Annotated in this window: 15 protein-coding genes and 1 pseudogene; 11 read left to right on the top strand and 5 right to left on the bottom strand. The window is 60.0% G+C overall.

All coding sequences use genetic code 11. The features are described from left to right. The first annotated feature begins 6 nt into the window (after window positions 1-6). Both tagF and FHX14_RS28900 read left to right on the top strand, forming a co-directional pair. Window positions 7-1,380: a type VI secretion system-associated protein TagF gene (gene tagF / locus FHX14_RS28905; RefSeq protein WP_184380359.1), complete on the top strand. Its 1,374-nt coding sequence runs from the start codon at window positions 7-9 to the stop codon at window positions 1,378-1,380. Continuing rightward, the gene (locus FHX14_RS28900; RefSeq protein ID WP_184380358.1) at window positions 1,370-2,290 is read left to right on the top strand and encodes a serine/threonine-protein kinase; all 921 of its coding nucleotides are present in this window, start codon (window positions 1,370-1,372) and stop codon (window positions 2,288-2,290) included. The genes tagF and FHX14_RS28900 overlap by 11 nt, the downstream gene beginning before the upstream one ends. On the opposite strand, the gene FHX14_RS28895 is transcribed toward FHX14_RS28900, so the two are convergent. Next, a complete protein-coding gene (locus tag FHX14_RS28895; protein WP_184380356.1) occupies window positions 2,287-3,426 on the bottom strand; it encodes a polysaccharide biosynthesis/export family protein in 1,140 nt (379 codons plus the stop codon). The genes FHX14_RS28900 and FHX14_RS28895 overlap by 4 nt on opposite strands. A 205-nt stretch (window positions 3,427-3,631) precedes the next feature. On the opposite strand from FHX14_RS28895, the gene FHX14_RS28890 reads away from it, so the two are divergent. The 4 genes from FHX14_RS28890 to FHX14_RS28875 all read left to right on the top strand — a co-directional run bounded on the left by FHX14_RS28890 (window position 3,632) and on the right by FHX14_RS28875 (window position 5,728). Next, window positions 3,632-3,979, top strand: coding sequence for a DUF488 domain-containing protein (locus tag FHX14_RS28890; RefSeq protein ID WP_184380354.1), 348 nt, complete (start codon window positions 3,632-3,634; stop codon window positions 3,977-3,979). A 148-nt stretch (window positions 3,980-4,127) separates the two neighbouring features. Then, window positions 4,128-4,649 (top strand): DUF4142 domain-containing protein, encoded by a 522-nt coding sequence (locus FHX14_RS28885; protein ID WP_184380352.1) that lies wholly within the window; start codon window positions 4,128-4,130, stop codon window positions 4,647-4,649. A gap of 7 nt (window positions 4,650-4,656) precedes the next feature. Further along, window positions 4,657-4,977 (top strand): cupredoxin family copper-binding protein, encoded by a 321-nt coding sequence (locus FHX14_RS33220; RefSeq protein ID WP_246713487.1) that lies wholly within the window; start codon window positions 4,657-4,659, stop codon window positions 4,975-4,977. Window positions 4,978-5,017: 40 nt separating this feature from the next. Then, window positions 5,018-5,728, top strand: coding sequence for an RNA polymerase sigma factor (locus FHX14_RS28875; RefSeq protein WP_184380347.1), 711 nt, complete (start codon window positions 5,018-5,020; stop codon window positions 5,726-5,728). A gap of 66 nt (window positions 5,729-5,794) precedes the next feature. Here the strand turns inward: FHX14_RS28875 and FHX14_RS28870 are convergent, their stop codons facing one another. Continuing rightward, window positions 5,795-5,995 (bottom strand): hypothetical protein, encoded by a 201-nt coding sequence (locus tag FHX14_RS28870; RefSeq protein ID WP_246713486.1) that lies wholly within the window; start codon window positions 5,993-5,995, stop codon window positions 5,795-5,797. Between the two features lie 399 nt (window positions 5,996-6,394). Between FHX14_RS28870 and FHX14_RS28865 the strand changes: the two genes are divergently transcribed. Next, on the top strand, window positions 6,395-7,006 hold the full coding sequence (locus FHX14_RS28865) for a L,D-transpeptidase (RefSeq protein WP_184380343.1): 612 nt from the start codon (window positions 6,395-6,397) through the stop codon (window positions 7,004-7,006). 175 nt (window positions 7,007-7,181) lie between these two features. Here the strand turns inward: FHX14_RS28865 and FHX14_RS28860 are convergent, their stop codons facing one another. The 3 genes from FHX14_RS28860 to FHX14_RS28850 form a co-directional block, all read right to left on the bottom strand. Then, window positions 7,182-7,592 (bottom strand): hypothetical protein, encoded by a 411-nt coding sequence (locus FHX14_RS28860; protein ID WP_184380341.1) that lies wholly within the window; start codon window positions 7,590-7,592, stop codon window positions 7,182-7,184. 119 nt (window positions 7,593-7,711) lie between these two features. Beyond that, window positions 7,712-9,880: a bifunctional diguanylate cyclase/phosphodiesterase gene (locus FHX14_RS28855; protein ID WP_184380339.1), complete on the bottom strand. Its 2,169-nt coding sequence runs from the start codon at window positions 9,878-9,880 to the stop codon at window positions 7,712-7,714. Between the two features lie 216 nt (window positions 9,881-10,096). Beyond that, window positions 10,097-10,408 carry a hypothetical protein gene (locus FHX14_RS28850; RefSeq protein ID WP_184380484.1) on the bottom strand — a complete coding sequence of 104 codons (312 nt, stop codon included), beginning with the start codon at window positions 10,406-10,408 and terminating at the stop codon, window positions 10,097-10,099. Here FHX14_RS28850 and FHX14_RS28845 point away from each other — a divergent pair. The 4 genes and pseudogenes from FHX14_RS28845 (at window position 10,384) to FHX14_RS28830 (ending at window position 13,495) form a co-directional block, all read left to right on the top strand. Then, window positions 10,384-11,748, top strand: coding sequence for a TadE/TadG family type IV pilus assembly protein (locus tag FHX14_RS28845; RefSeq protein ID WP_184380337.1), 1,365 nt, complete (start codon window positions 10,384-10,386; stop codon window positions 11,746-11,748). The two genes, FHX14_RS28850 and FHX14_RS28845, sit on opposite strands and share 25 nt — an antisense overlap. Beyond that, window positions 11,745-12,275, top strand: coding sequence for a TadE/TadG family type IV pilus assembly protein (locus FHX14_RS28840; RefSeq protein WP_184380335.1), 531 nt, complete (start codon window positions 11,745-11,747; stop codon window positions 12,273-12,275). Before FHX14_RS28845 ends, FHX14_RS28840 begins: the two co-directional genes overlap by 4 nt. A gap of 1 nt (window position 12,276) precedes the next feature. Beyond that, a complete protein-coding gene (locus FHX14_RS28835; protein WP_184380333.1) occupies window positions 12,277-12,861 on the top strand; it encodes a TadE/TadG family type IV pilus assembly protein in 585 nt (194 codons plus the stop codon). A gap of 113 nt (window positions 12,862-12,974) precedes the next feature. Then, window positions 12,975-13,495: pseudogene (locus tag FHX14_RS28830) on the top strand (hypothetical protein). Window positions 13,496-13,517 lie beyond the last annotated feature (22 nt).

The following is a 13,517-nucleotide window of genomic DNA, read 5'->3' as shown; positions in this document are numbered from 1 at the left end:
CCCGATATGAACGAGCGCGCCACCCTCGAGCGAAACCCGGCGGAAGCCGACAGGATCGGCTTCTTCGGCAAGCTGCCGAGCCATGGCGATTTCGTTTCGATGGGCTTCGGCCGCAACCTGCAATCCGCGCTCGACGCTTGGCTGCAGGCCGGGCTGCAAGCGGCGCAGCAGGAACTCGGCGAGGATTGGGAACGCCGGTTTCGCGCCATGCCGGCATGGCGTTTCATCATCGAACGCGGCCTCTGGGGACCGGCAACCATTGCCGGCGTTCTACTGCCAAGCCTCGATCGCGTCGGGCGCAGCTTTCCACTCGTCATCGCCACCCAGCTTCAAGGCTTTACCGAGCATCCGCGCCAACTCTATCTCGACGGCACGTGGTTTACTGCAGTCGAGGCAATCGCCGAAAGCTCGGCCAAACGTGATTTCGACATCAATCATTTCACCACGAGCCTGAAGCGGCTTAGGAGCCTGCGTCCGGCCGACCTTGCAGAAAACGAGATATTGCAGGATAGAGCGTCCAGCCGAGGCACGATCTGGTGGCGGATCGACCCGGAGGAGCAGCGGGCCAAGGGGTTTGGAGTCAGCGGCGCTCCTGAGCCCGAGCATTTTCCGAAACTGCTGCACGACAATTCCCCCGCCGCTTCGGCCGCCCCGCGACCCGAAACGACCGAGACGCCGCGTCCCGTCAGCGTCGAACCGCATCATCCCCTCGTGTTGCGGCACAGCCACGCCACACATGCCGGCACGCGGCTCACCGTCAATGCCGATGCGCTGCTCGTTTCGGAGACGCCTTCGCTCTTCGCCGTCGCCGATGGCGTCGGCGATGGCAACGCAGCGGCCGAGGCCGGCAAGATCGCCGTTCACGTGCTTGCCGAAACCGCTAAGCAGCAGACGATCGAAGCTCTGGTGCAGGAGGTCAAGGGCAAGCTCGGCCGTGCCCACGGCCTGCTTCAATCGGCCTATCATTCCGAAAATCGCGAGCCGTCGGCCGCCAGCATCGTCGTGCTGGCCACGCTTCGGGAGAGCTGCACCCTGCTTTGGGTCGGCGATGCCCGCTGCTATCTCCTGCGGGACGGCATGATGCGCTGCCTCACCCGCGACCATGTGGAGATCGGCCTGCGGCGCACGCTCTCGCGCGCCATCGGCCTGCGCGGGCATCTCGTTCCCGAAGTCCTCTCCGGCGGATTGCAGACCGGCGACCGGCTCCTGCTCTGCAGCGCGCCGCTGCCTGGCGCCGTTCCCGAGCGCAGCATCGCCGAGATCCTGCTTTCCGCGAAAATCGAGAAAGCAGCCGATATTCTCGTCCAGGAGGGGCTGATCGCCAATTGCCGCGACAACCTCAGCGCCATCGTGATCGACGTGAAGACCGATGAGCCATGATCTTCCGGAAGTGGATTTCGCGGAAATCGCGCGACGTTTCTCCCATCTCTGGCAGGCGTTGCATGCAGGCACAGACAATCCCTACTCGCCGGAAACCCGGCAGATCCTGCTGGACCGGGTCCGGGACGCGCTCGATCGAGGCGAGGCCCGCCTTGGCGATGCCAATCCCAGGATAGTCGCCAACAGCTTCGTGCTCGAGGGGCTGATCCATGACGGCGCGCTCACCCAGATCCATCGCGCCCGCCACCGCGATCTCGGAACGCTTCACGCCATCAAGATGCCGCGGCCCGAGCATGAGGACGATCCCATCCTCAGGAAGCTCATGCTGCGTGAGGCTGAAATCGGCATGGCGCTCCGCCATCCCCATATTGCCGCGACGCAGACCGTTCTGCGTCTTGCTGACGGGCGCACTGCCCTTGTGATGGAATGGATCGGAAGCCGGCTCACGGAGCTTTTGCAGCAAAGGCCGCTATCCCCCGACGACGTGACGTCGGTCATGACATCGGTGCTCTCCGGCCTGGACTCGATCCACGCCGCCGGTTTCGTGCATTGCGACCTGTCGCCACTCAATCTTCTGTTCGACGGCGATCTCTCGCGTTTGAAGATCGCCGATTTCGGCATCGCGCTGGAGACCGGATGCCGGCACGAAGAGCTCGATCTTGCCTTTGCCGGCCAGCCGGGTTTTGCATCGCCCGAACAGACGGGCGGCAGGCCGCTCGACGGGCGATCAGATCTCTACGCGGCCGGGCATCTGCTGTCCCTGCTGCTGCGCCATTGCCAGGAACGCGACGAGGGGTTGGAGGCCTTGGCGCTCCGCCTGTCCGAACGGGATCCGCAGAACCGCCCCCAAAATGCGAAGGCCGCCTTGCATCTGCTCGGCGGCCCCGCGAAACGTCCAGCTGGCGCTTAATTGCCGCTCGAACCGGGGATTGGTGCGGCCGCCGTCGGCACGCTCTTCTGGTAAACGTTGAAGAGCTTGGCGAAGTCCACCAGGCTGGCATTGCTGGCGTATATGATATCGCCGTCCATCATCTGGAAGCGCTGCATCAGCGCCAGATTGGAAACGTCCTTCATATTGACGCGGTAGATCACCGGCTTGCTGCTTACCACCACAGGCGCGGCAGTCTTGGCGTTCGCCGCCGCCACCTGCGTATAGACCGGCTGATTGCGCAGCACATAGAAATTGCTCGCATCGGCCCGGTCGTCGAGCAGGCCGCCGGCGCGACCGAGCGCCTGCGCCAGCGTCAGCCTGCCCGGTTCGAATTCGAACTCGCCGACGCTCTTGAAGGCGCCGAATGCGGTGAAGGTCGGGGAATCCTTGTCGACATAGATCTGATCATCAGGCAGCAGGTAGACATTTTGCTTGCTGTCGTCGATGACGCGCTGCAGCGGCACGGTGGCGCGCTGCTTGCCACGCATCAGCGTGACGGTCGCCGAGCCCGGCGCGGAGGATGCGCCGCCGGCAAGTGCCACCGCATCGAGCACGCGCTCCTTGCGGGCGGTGAGCGGGAAACGGCCGGCGGACCGGACGTCGCCATTGACGGTGACGCCGCTGGAGGGCCTGTCGACCACGGTGACGACAGCCTGCGGATTGACGGCCGAGCCCTTCAGGCCGGTGACGATCCGCGTCCGCAGCGCCTCGGTCGAAGAATCCACCACCCGCTGCTTGCCGATGAAGGGAAGCGTCACGTTGCCGGTGGAATCGACAGTGAAACGGCCGAGATTGAGGGTCTTGCTCTGTGTCGAAGAGAAGAGTCCATCCTCGCCGGGATCGAGAATCGTCACGTCGATGACGTCGCCGCGCCTGAGCCTCGTATCGGCAAATCCGCTCGAACGCATGGCGCTGAGCCCGGGATCGGTGGCGGCATAGGCAAGCGGAGCGGCCGAAACCGGACCCATCGGCGCTTCCGACAATCTGACGACCGGGATTCGCTCGTTGGTTTGCGGTGAGGTGGCATTGTAGAAACCACCGGCAGTTGGGCCATCGGATGGCCGGGCGCATGCGCCGAGAACTGCGACAAGGACCAACGGCGCCAGCTTTCGCATCAGGTATCCTTTTGGCAATGTTGAGAGAATCGGAAAATATCAGCGAGAGACGACCGAGCAATACCAGTTGCACGCGAAAAATCAATTGTGACAGCTCAGAGGCAGTCCAGTGTGACTAATTGGCAACCATGTGCGTTAAGGTGGAACCAAATCCCTCGCCCGTCTCTTCGGTCGAAATTGGTTTCAAACCGATGCAGGTAAGCAAATGACCGTGCACATCAAACGAATATACGAGCCGAAGGAAGACAAGGACGGCACGCGGATTCTGGTCGACAGGCTCTGGCCGCGCGGGCTGAGCAAACAGAACGCGGCGGTCGACGTCTGGCTGAAGGAGATCGCGCCGAGCCCGGCTCTGCGCCGATGGTTCGGCCACGATCCGGCCAAATGGACCGAGTTCCAGCGCCGTTACCGGCAGGAACTCGAGAAGAATACGTCGGCTGTCGAAGAACTCGAACGCCGGATCGGGACATCGCACGCCACACTTCTCTATGCGGCGAAAGACCTGCAGCACAATCACGCGATCGTGTTGCAGCGCTTCCTCGGCACAGACTGAAGTCTCCGTGGCCGACGCCGATGACACGCCGCCGCCCGTGTAAAAAAATCCGGGAACCTTTTCGACCGATCTGCATCCAATGCTTGCTTTCAGAGGCGCGCTGTCGCTGCGGGAGGCATTCCGTCACACGACACAAGGGAGACAGATCATGTTGAAACAAATTTTCGGTGCAGCCCTGATAGCGGCCTCGCTCGGCACGGTTTCGATCGCCGCCGATGCCAAGCCGACCGACCCGCAGATCGCCCATATCGCCTATACGGCGGGGCAGATCGATGTCACCGCGGCGGAGCAGGCGTTGAAGAAGAGCAAGAATGCCGAAGTCATCGAATTCGCCAAGACCATGGAGCGCGACCACAAGGCGGTCAACGATCAGGCGCTCGCCCTCGTCAAGAAGCTGAAGGTGACGCCGGAAGACAATGCCGTCAGCCAGTCGCTGTCGACACAGGCGAGCAAGGAGTTGACGACGCTCGGCGCTCTCGACGGTGAGGCTTTCGACAAGGCCTATGTCGAAAACGAAGTCGCCTATCACAAGTCGGTCAACTCAGCGCTTGCCAAGGTGCTGATCCCCTCGGCGCAGAATAAGGAGCTCAAGTCGCTCCTGGAAACGGGCCTGACCCTGTTCACACAGCACCAGATGCATGCCGAGCATCTTGCCTCGATGATGAAGTAGGCCTGCGATGCGTTTGCCGATGAAATCGCTGCCGCTGCTCTTTGCGCTACTTTGGGCAGGCAGCGGCGTTGCCGCTGCCACGGAATATCAGATCACCATTGCAGGAATGAAATTCACTGCGCCGCCTGCGGAACTGCATGTCGGCGATGTGATCGTCTGGCGAAATGATGATATATTCCGGCATACGGCGACGGCGCGTGACAAAAGCTTCGACATCGATCTGCCGCCGAAATCGCAAGGCCGCATGACGATCGGCCGAGCGGGAGCAGTCGATTTCTATTGCCGCTTTCATCCCGCCATGACGGGTAAACTGGACGTCCGGCCATAGGCCGGGCTCCGATCGGAAACGGGAGAGCGGAGAAATTTCCATGACAGCCATTCCGGTTCCGGTCGCGCGACACCAGCCGCTTCTATCGGCGCTTGCCGACGCCGACCTCGTGCCGCTCGCAAAAATGGGCGATGAGCCCGCTATCCGCGCCATCGTCCAGCGTCACAATCAGCGCCTGTTCCGCACCGCGCGCGCCGTCATCCGCAACGATGCGGAGGCGGAAGATGTCGTCCAGGCCGCCTATATCAAAGCTTTCACCAATCTGGCGACGTTCCGGGGCGAGGCGGAGCTTTCGACATGGCTGACCCGCATTACGCTCAATGAGGCGCTCGGCTGGATGCGAGCCCGAAAGAACACCACCGGGCTGGAGGAAATCGACATGCAGGCGACGTCGGCAGGTGGGGAGGTGGTGCAGTTTCCGTCCTCCCTATCTGCAACAGATCCCGAAACCGAGCTGTCGCGGAGCCAGGCGCGACAGCTTCTCGAACAGGCGGTCGACGAACTCCCGGATGATTTTCGCGCCATCTTCGTGCTGCGGGATGTCGAGGGCATGAGCACCGACGAGGCCGCATCCTATCTCGGCATAAGACCAGAAACCGCCAAAACCCGATTGCACCGGGCGCGGAAGATGATGCGCCAGTCGATCGAAAAACGGCTCTCCGGCGCCTTCTCGGCGCTGTTCCCCTTCGATGGCGCCCGCTGCGCCTTCATGGCCGATCGCGTCGTCGCGGCGCTTCGCGAGCCGTCATAGGGCCTTTAATATCAGCCCGGCTGCTCCGTCATGGCCGACTGCGACCAATCATCCGCAGCAGTACTCCTATGCTCGCGTCGACAAAGAGCAGGCCTCCAGCTCTCCGCTTAGTCTATCGAGTTCGTCCAAAACACTGCGGATCCGGGCACGCGCCTGGAGCATCTGATCCATCTCCGGATCGCCGGACGGTTGGCCCGGAACCTGCGGATCGTGGATCTCAATCAACGTGTTGGAGAGCGGATTTGGAAAGAGGATGATTTCAGCCATTTGCATTCTTTGTTTCGTTGTTCTGGCGGACAGGAAACGCTCAATGTCTCCAGATCCGATGGCTTGGGGATGCGGCGTGTTTCATTGCCGATCGACCGGAACATCCTCGCTAATCATTGCAGCGATTGCGTGTGTTCGTCAGACGACAAACGCCGCATCAGCCTTAACAAACTCCTATTTTCGCGCATGCCGCAGGTCACATGACAGCTTTGTTGCGCCAAGTGGACAGGGCTGCGGCAATCGGACAGCACACTCGTGGATTGCAGCAGCGCCGGCTCGTGTCATTCGTCTAGCCTCCTCTGCCGCAATCGCTCGCCATCCTTGATCTAGTATAGATCGCCATAGTGCCGCCATAGAGTTCGGACCAATACCGCTTGTATAACAAGCGGATGGCGAAAAATGAGATTGCTGGCTCTTCTTGCTGTGGCCGTTTTGCTAACGGTGGTTCAAGCTCAAGCCCAAGTTTATGAACCATATGATGGATATGACGAATACGGGGGCTACGACTATGATGACCCGTATAGCCCGTATCCACCTCCGCCTTATTACGACCCCACCCCTCGCTATCAGGAACCCCTGTATGATCGCAGGAAACCCTCGACCCGAAGCGCAAGGGGAACCATCGTGATCGCCACGCGTGAGCACACCCTTATTTACACGACGGCAAGCGGAGAGCAGTTCGCTTATCCCATCGCTGTAGGCCGCGAGGGCAAGCAATGGTACGGAACAACGCGGGTGGTGTCGAAGCGATCGCATCCCGAATGGCGGCCAACCGCCAGCATGCGCCTGAAGAACCCAAGGCTTCCGACGGTCGTGAAGCCCGGCCCCAACAATCCGCTGGGCACACGAGCGATGTATCTTGCCGATGGGCTGCTGCGCATACACGGAACCAATGATCCTTCCTCCATCGGAACCAATGCTTCAAGCGGTTGTTTTCGGATGTACCGCGAGGACGTCGAGGAACTTTACGATATGGTCGAGCCGGGGACCCGAGTGATCGTCCAGCGGTAATCGGATCGGGTGCGGTCGCAGCCCCAGAGGTTCCTCGCCAGAAGCAGGTGAACGCGTTAGAGCGAGCCCTCCAGAACCATGATACCCGTGGTGCCCAAGGCCGCCACCCATATTTTGCAGCAAGCTGCTGCAAAATATGGCCATGCGCCGATGCGGCTACCCGCTGCGGGAAATATCAATCAGATACGGTAACGTCGATCCATCGTCCGGTTCCATGGCCACCGTAAATATCGACCTCAATCCATACGTTGCCACGCACGATCATATTGGCGGCCTCTCGCGTCATCGTTCCGTTCCGAAGCATCTGCTCCAGAGCTTGGCGATTTACCGGATCGGCAAAAAATGAGTCTGATTGATCGCCAGAATCCCGCACATGGTACTGATGGAAATTTGCTCTGTCCTGCCGGATAATCTGCCACGGCTGGGTAAGTCTAGACCCATTTGAATTGTAAAGATCAGCGTCGCCGATATACGCGCGATAGCTCTCAATCAAGCGGTTGCTGTGGGTGGCCTGGACTCTCGCTTGAGCCTGCGCAGTTCCCGCCACTATAACCGAGCAGAATAAAATCGATAATAATTTTCGCATGTTGCCCTCTTCCAAAAGAGGGGGTCTTACCGAGTGTTAAGCCAATTCACCAAGCAAAAAATGCATCTTTGGAAACGCCCATAGATACGCTTGTTAACGATATTCTCTGTAACCGCAATTCATCCGCAAAACCGCATCTCGCCCAGGTCGGCGCCGCTCTCTGGGCCGTGCAGCCACAGGGCGAGGATATCAGCCTTGGGCACGGCTTTGCTGTAGAGGAATCCCTGCGCCGTCCCGCATCCGTTTGCCACGAGGAAAGCGGCCTGTTCGGCGGTTTCGACGCCTTCCGCCACCACGCTCTGTCCGAGACAGCGCGCAATGGACAAGATCGCCTTCACCAGTTCCTCGTTGCGTTTGTCGGTGCTGTTGATGAACGACCGGTCGATCTTCAGCGTATCGATCGGGAAGCGCGCCAGATAGTTGAGCGCCGAATAGCCGGTGCCGAAATCGTCGATGGCGATCGAAAATCCCATGCTTCGGAGTTCGGACAGCGCCTGCAGCGTTTCATCCTTCTGATCGAGCAGGAGGCTTTCGGTTATTTCGATTTCGACCCATTCCGCGCAGCAACCGGTTTCGTCGAGAATTTCGGCGATCGACTTCACCAATCCGGCGGATTGAAATTGTTTGACCGACAGATTGATCGCCACCTTATGCGGTGAGCGGCTATCGGTATTCAGTTCGGTCGCGGTCTGGCACGCCTCACGCATCACCCATCGCCCAAGTTCCACGATCAGCCCCGTATCTTCGGCGACCGGAATGAAGCGGACGGGCGGAATCATGCCCATTTCGGGGTGGCGCCATCTCAGCAAGGCTTCGCAGCCGACCATGACGCCGCTGTCCAGAAGCACCTTGGGCTGATAGTGCAGTTCCAGCTCTCCGCGCTCGATCGCGCGGCGCAAATCCGATTCCAACCGCATGCGCTCCTCGGCACTTGCCGTCAGGTCCTTCGAATAGAAACGAAAACTGTTTCGCCCCGAGCGTTTGGCGAGATACATCGCCGAGTCGGCGTATTTCACCAGGTCGTTGGCATCGGCGCTGTCAGCGGGATAGAGCGCGATGCCGACGCTGCATGAAATGAACACTTCCTGGCTATCCAGCAGAAAACTTTCCCTGAATTTTTCGAGGATGTTGCTGGCGATCCGGCCGAGATCGTCGCCTTGGCTGATATCCGGCAACAGGATCGCGAATTCGTCACCGCCGAGACGGGCGACGGTGTCGTAATCGCGCACACTCGCATGGAGACGTGCGGCCGCCTGGCAGAGCAATTGATCGCCAACGGGATGTCCCATCGTATCGTTGACCACCTTGAAATGGTCGATATCGATCAGCATCACACCGGCCCGCTGGCGTCGCGATCCGGCCGAGGTGATCATCTGCCGCAGCCGATCGTTGAACAGCGATCGGTTCGGCAGCGAGGTCAAGGGATCGTAGAAAGCCATCTGGTGGATTTTCTGGCGGGAGACGTTCAACTCGGTCACATCGCGCGCCACACCGAGAACCCCGACGACGTTTCCGCCTGCATCCATGACCGGCACCTTGCGTGTTTCAAGAAGAATGGTTTGACCGTCCTCCTGCGAAACGACCCATTCCTCATCGCTGAGGATACATTCGCCGGCCTTGATCGCCGCTTTGTCCGATTGCTGAAAGAACCGAGCCCTTTCTATGTCGAACAGCTCGAAATCCGTCTTTCCGACAACCTCGGCCTCAGCCATCCCGGTCAGCCGCTCGAAGGTGTGGTTGCACAGCAGATAGACGCCATTCATGTCCTTGACCCAGATCATGTCGGGCATGGTCTGGAGCACACTGAGCAACTGCGTCCGCACGGAGTTGATGGCGTCCTCGGCTTGTTTTCGCTCGGTGATATCTCGCGATAATGCCAGGAGCGTGGTGGCCGCCGCCGGATCGGCACTCGGCCGCTTGGCGACGGACAGCTCGAACCACCGCGTCTCACCGTTCGGCAGGGAGATGCAAATGCATCGGCCGTCGGCAACTCCCTCTCTGCCGGCCTCCCGCAGAGCCTCCATCGCGATGGCCGCCTGATCGGGCGCAAGAACGTCGTTGACCGTCTTGCCGAGCAGCATCTCCTTCTGCTGGGCCAGCAGCTCGGGGTTTCTTGTCCAGACCTGAAGATAACGGCCGTCCTCGTCCACCTCAAAGAGAACATCCGGAATGGCGGCGATGATCCCCTCTGCGAATTCAAGCGCCTTCTTGAGCTCCCGCTCCGCCTGCTTGTGCTCGTTGTTGTCGACGGTAAGGGCCGGCTGCAGAAGCGATTGGGACAATGTCACGACGGATCTCCTCACCATGGGCATCAACCGAATGCATCATCCATCCAATCGAGAATTTTCTCGGAAAGCCGCTCAAGTCATTTGAGGCGAAACCAGCACTCCGAAGATGTGGCCGCAATGGCACCGGTCCGCGAGGACCGGGCACTCCGGCTTGACCCTGAATATGCGAAGAGAAAATTTAAGAGATTGCTGCCGTCTCCAGTGCCGGCGTCACTTTCAGCGCGCGATACGGATTGGACTGCGCAAAATGGATATCCAGGGTCTTCGCGGAGTTCCAGACAGCCCGCTCCCGGCTGCCATCGGCTCACCAACGTCATTCCAGTGAAAGACGATGAGGTGGCGTTGCGCGAATATCCATAATTCGCAGGCATGTCCGATACACGCAGCAAACGACGTGTGGACAATCCATTTCCCGCTGAAACTTGCAAGTTTTAACAAAGGCTTAAGTTTCGTAGATACATCTCGCATTAGTATTTTTTCATGTTCAGCGCGACGGTGGTTTTTTGAAATCAGCTTTTTCATTTTCATTAGGTCGATGCTTCCACACTCTTCGCGGTCTTAGAAGGGACCGAACCGGCAATGTTGCGATCGTCGTTGCCCTCAGCCTGGTGCCGATGCTCGTCGCGGTCGGCGCGAGCTTTGACTATATTCGCAGCTACAATGTCCGGCAGAAGATGCAAAGCGACCTTGATGCCGCTCTGATCGCCGCGGTCAAGCAGATCAACAATACCGCAGACGCCGACGCCCTCAAGGCGAAGGTCTCCGACTGGTTCCATGCACAGGTGGACAACAGCTACACGCTGAGTGAAATCGACATCGATACCGCCAATCATAACATCACGGCGACGGCAAGCGGCACCGTGCCGACGACATTCATGAAGATCGCCAATATCGACACTGTCCCCGTCAGCGTGGGAAGCGCCGTCAAGGGTCCGGCGACCTCCTATCTCAACGTCTATATCGTCATCGACACCTCTCCATCGATGCTTCTGGCGGCAACGACTTCAGGCCAGTCGACCATGTATTCCGGCATTGGCTGCCAATTCGCCTGCCATACGGGTGATGCACACACTGTCGGCAAGAAGACATACGCCAACAACTATGAATACAGCACGGCGAAGAACATAAAGCTGCGCGCCGATGTCGCCGGCGACGCCGTCAAGGACGTGCTCTCCCTGATCGATACGTCCGACAGCAATCATGAGCGGATCAAGGTCGGATTGTATAGTCTGGGCGATACGCTGACGGAGGTTCTCGCCCCGACATTGAGCACCGACACGGCACGCACCCGTCTCGCGGACAAAAGTTATGGCCTCACCAGCGCGACCTCCACGGCCGCCACCTATTTCGACGTCTCGCTGGCGACGCTCAAGCAGAAAGTCGGCGCCGGCGGGGACGGGACCACGTCGAGCACGCCGCTCAAGCTGGTTCTGCTGTTGACGGATGGCGTCCAGTCAAAGCGCGAATGGGTGACAGACAGCGTGGTATGGAAGAGCGGGCAGGCGGTGTCCGGGGCATACTGGAATAAAGTCGCTCCGCTCAATCCTGATTGGTGCGCCTATCTGAAGAATCAATCCAACACGATGGCCGTGCTTTACACCGAATATCTGCCGATCACCTCGGACTGGGGCTACAACGCAACCGTCGGCTCGACCATGGCGAGCGCCAACTGGAAGAACACCTGGGGCGGCACCATGGACAGCGGCGTGTCGACCAGCATCACCAGGCGGGACTACATCCCCTATGCGCTGGCCGACTGTGCGTCATCCAAGAGCCTGTTCCTGTCGGCATCGTCGTCGACCGAGATCACGGCAGGCCTGTCGACGCTCTTCACGCAATATCTCTCTTCCGTGCGGCTGACCCAATGAGGCGCGGGAAGAGGTTCGCACCGCTGCGCCGGCTGATCGGCGACCGGAAGGGGGCTGCTGCGATCGAATTTGCGATCCTGGCCCTGCCGCTCTTCATCATCCTGTTCGGCATTATCGAAGTGTCGCTGATGTTTTTCGTCAATTCCGCGCTTGATGCTTCGGTGCACAAGATCTCCCGGATGATCCGCACCGGCGAGGTGGCGTCCTCGAAGATCACACTGGCCGGTTTCAAGGCCAAGATATGCGACGACATGCTCTTGGCGTTCGACTGCTCCAGCGGTCTCGTCGTCAAGGTGAACGTGCTTTCCGACATGTCGTCCGCAGCCCACACCGATCCGATCGACAGCAGCGGCAAACTCGCCGTCACCGAGACTTATGATATCGGCAAGGGCAGCGACTACATCCTGGTTCAGGCGTTCATGCCATGGACGGCCGTCGTCAGTTTCTTCAACCTGTCGAGCGCCAAGCTTTCCGACGGCCGTTATCTCCTTGGATCTTCCGCTCTGTTCCGCAACGAGCCTTTCTGACATGAGCATGAAACCGAGCCTGTCCCTTTTCCGGTTCGCGCGGTCCCGCATCCGCCATCTCGTGCGCGACCGGTCGGCTGCTTCGGGCGTTGAATTCGCGCTCGTGCTGCCGATACTGCTGATGCTGCTGTTCGGCACCGCCGATCTCGGCCATGCGCTGACGGTCAGCCGCAAGATAGACGAGATCGCCTCGTCCACAGGCGACATGATTGCCCAGCAGAGTTCCTGGACGAAGTCCGATGTCGCCAAGCTTCTTTCCGGCGCCAGCTTCATCCTGCAGCCCTATGACACCACCGAGTTGACAATCACGGTCGCGGTCAACGATGTCAGCACGAGCGGCAGCGCGACCGTCAACTGGTCCGCCGCGCTCAACACTTCGGCGGTGAATTCCGGCACGGCGAGCGCGGTCACAATCCCCTCCACAATCCAGGAAACGGGCGTGCAGGTGGTGCTGACCCGGGTGCAATACACATTGACGACGCCGGTCTCGGCGTTTTTCTCAAATTTCACCGGGCAGAACGGCTACAGTTTCGACCGCTATTTCTTCAATCGTCCGCGCGTGAGTGACACGATCACTTACAAGTAAGCCGAAGGAACGCCCGCCGGATCGCCAACCAATGCGCCATACGCGCGGACCGGTTGTCGCCGTGCCGACAATGGTGCATTGCTACGGCCGATGAGAGCGTCAAGGATCAAGAAATGACATCAGGAAGGGTCCGCGGCGACATCGGGCGGTTGCCGGTCACGGTGGCGATCGCTCTGGCGGCCGCGCTCTATTTGCATGGCCCTGTCGGTGCGGCAGCGGGAGATCGGCATGGTCGCAAGATCCGGGCAGCCATTGCAAATTCGTGGTGCCGGTCTCCCTGACCAGCGGCCCCACCTTCTGGATCGGCGCCTGCGTCGACGGCAAGGCGTCGGGAGAAGGAATGCTGCGCCGCCGCGACGGCGGTCAAGCCGGGCCGGCTTTCTTCGGCCGGATAAAGGAAGGGGTCCCCGAGATCGGCGTCGTCGATCTGGCTGAGGGATTTCGAGCCGGCAGTTTCAGCGGCGACGACATCGGCGGGCAAGCGGAGTCCGATCCGCAGGACAGGATCAATGCCTTCCGTATCGCGGCGGAGGCGGCGCGGCAGGTCAGCGCCCAATATGCCGCCGAGAAGAACGCCGGATCCGCCCGCCACTACGAAGAGCTTGCCAAGACATTGGAGCTGCAGACCGATTGAAACGGCTTCGGCGCGAGGGTGC

This window comes from Rhizobium sp. BK619 (assembly GCF_014195245.1).
GTDB lineage: Bacteria > Pseudomonadota > Alphaproteobacteria > Rhizobiales > Rhizobiaceae > Rhizobium > Rhizobium acidisoli.
This window is presented reverse-complemented; position numbering and strand designations above follow the sequence as displayed.

Coding starts and splice junctions, on each gene's coding strand:
- tagF (WP_184380359.1), top strand. CDS start 7: ATGAACGAGCGCGCCACCCTCGAGCGAAACCCGGCGGAAGCCGACAGG.
- FHX14_RS28900 (WP_184380358.1), top strand. CDS start 1,370: ATGAGCCATGATCTTCCGGAAGTGGATTTCGCGGAAATCGCGCGACGT.
- FHX14_RS28895 (WP_184380356.1), bottom strand. CDS start 3,426: ATGCGAAAGCTGGCGCCGTTGGTCCTTGTCGCAGTTCTCGGCGCATGC.
- FHX14_RS28890 (WP_184380354.1), top strand. CDS start 3,632: ATGACCGTGCACATCAAACGAATATACGAGCCGAAGGAAGACAAGGAC.
- FHX14_RS28885 (WP_184380352.1), top strand. CDS start 4,128: ATGTTGAAACAAATTTTCGGTGCAGCCCTGATAGCGGCCTCGCTCGGC.
- FHX14_RS33220 (WP_246713487.1), top strand. CDS start 4,657: ATGCGTTTGCCGATGAAATCGCTGCCGCTGCTCTTTGCGCTACTTTGG.
- FHX14_RS28875 (WP_184380347.1), top strand. CDS start 5,018: ATGACAGCCATTCCGGTTCCGGTCGCGCGACACCAGCCGCTTCTATCG.
- FHX14_RS28870 (WP_246713486.1), bottom strand. CDS start 5,995: ATGGCTGAAATCATCCTCTTTCCAAATCCGCTCTCCAACACGTTGATT.
- FHX14_RS28865 (WP_184380343.1), top strand. CDS start 6,395: ATGAGATTGCTGGCTCTTCTTGCTGTGGCCGTTTTGCTAACGGTGGTT.
- FHX14_RS28860 (WP_184380341.1), bottom strand. CDS start 7,592: ATGCGAAAATTATTATCGATTTTATTCTGCTCGGTTATAGTGGCGGGA.
- FHX14_RS28850 (WP_184380484.1), bottom strand. CDS start 10,408: ATGAAAATGAAAAAGCTGATTTCAAAAAACCACCGTCGCGCTGAACAT.
- FHX14_RS28840 (WP_184380335.1), top strand. CDS start 11,745: ATGAGGCGCGGGAAGAGGTTCGCACCGCTGCGCCGGCTGATCGGCGAC.
- FHX14_RS28835 (WP_184380333.1), top strand. CDS start 12,277: ATGAGCATGAAACCGAGCCTGTCCCTTTTCCGGTTCGCGCGGTCCCGC.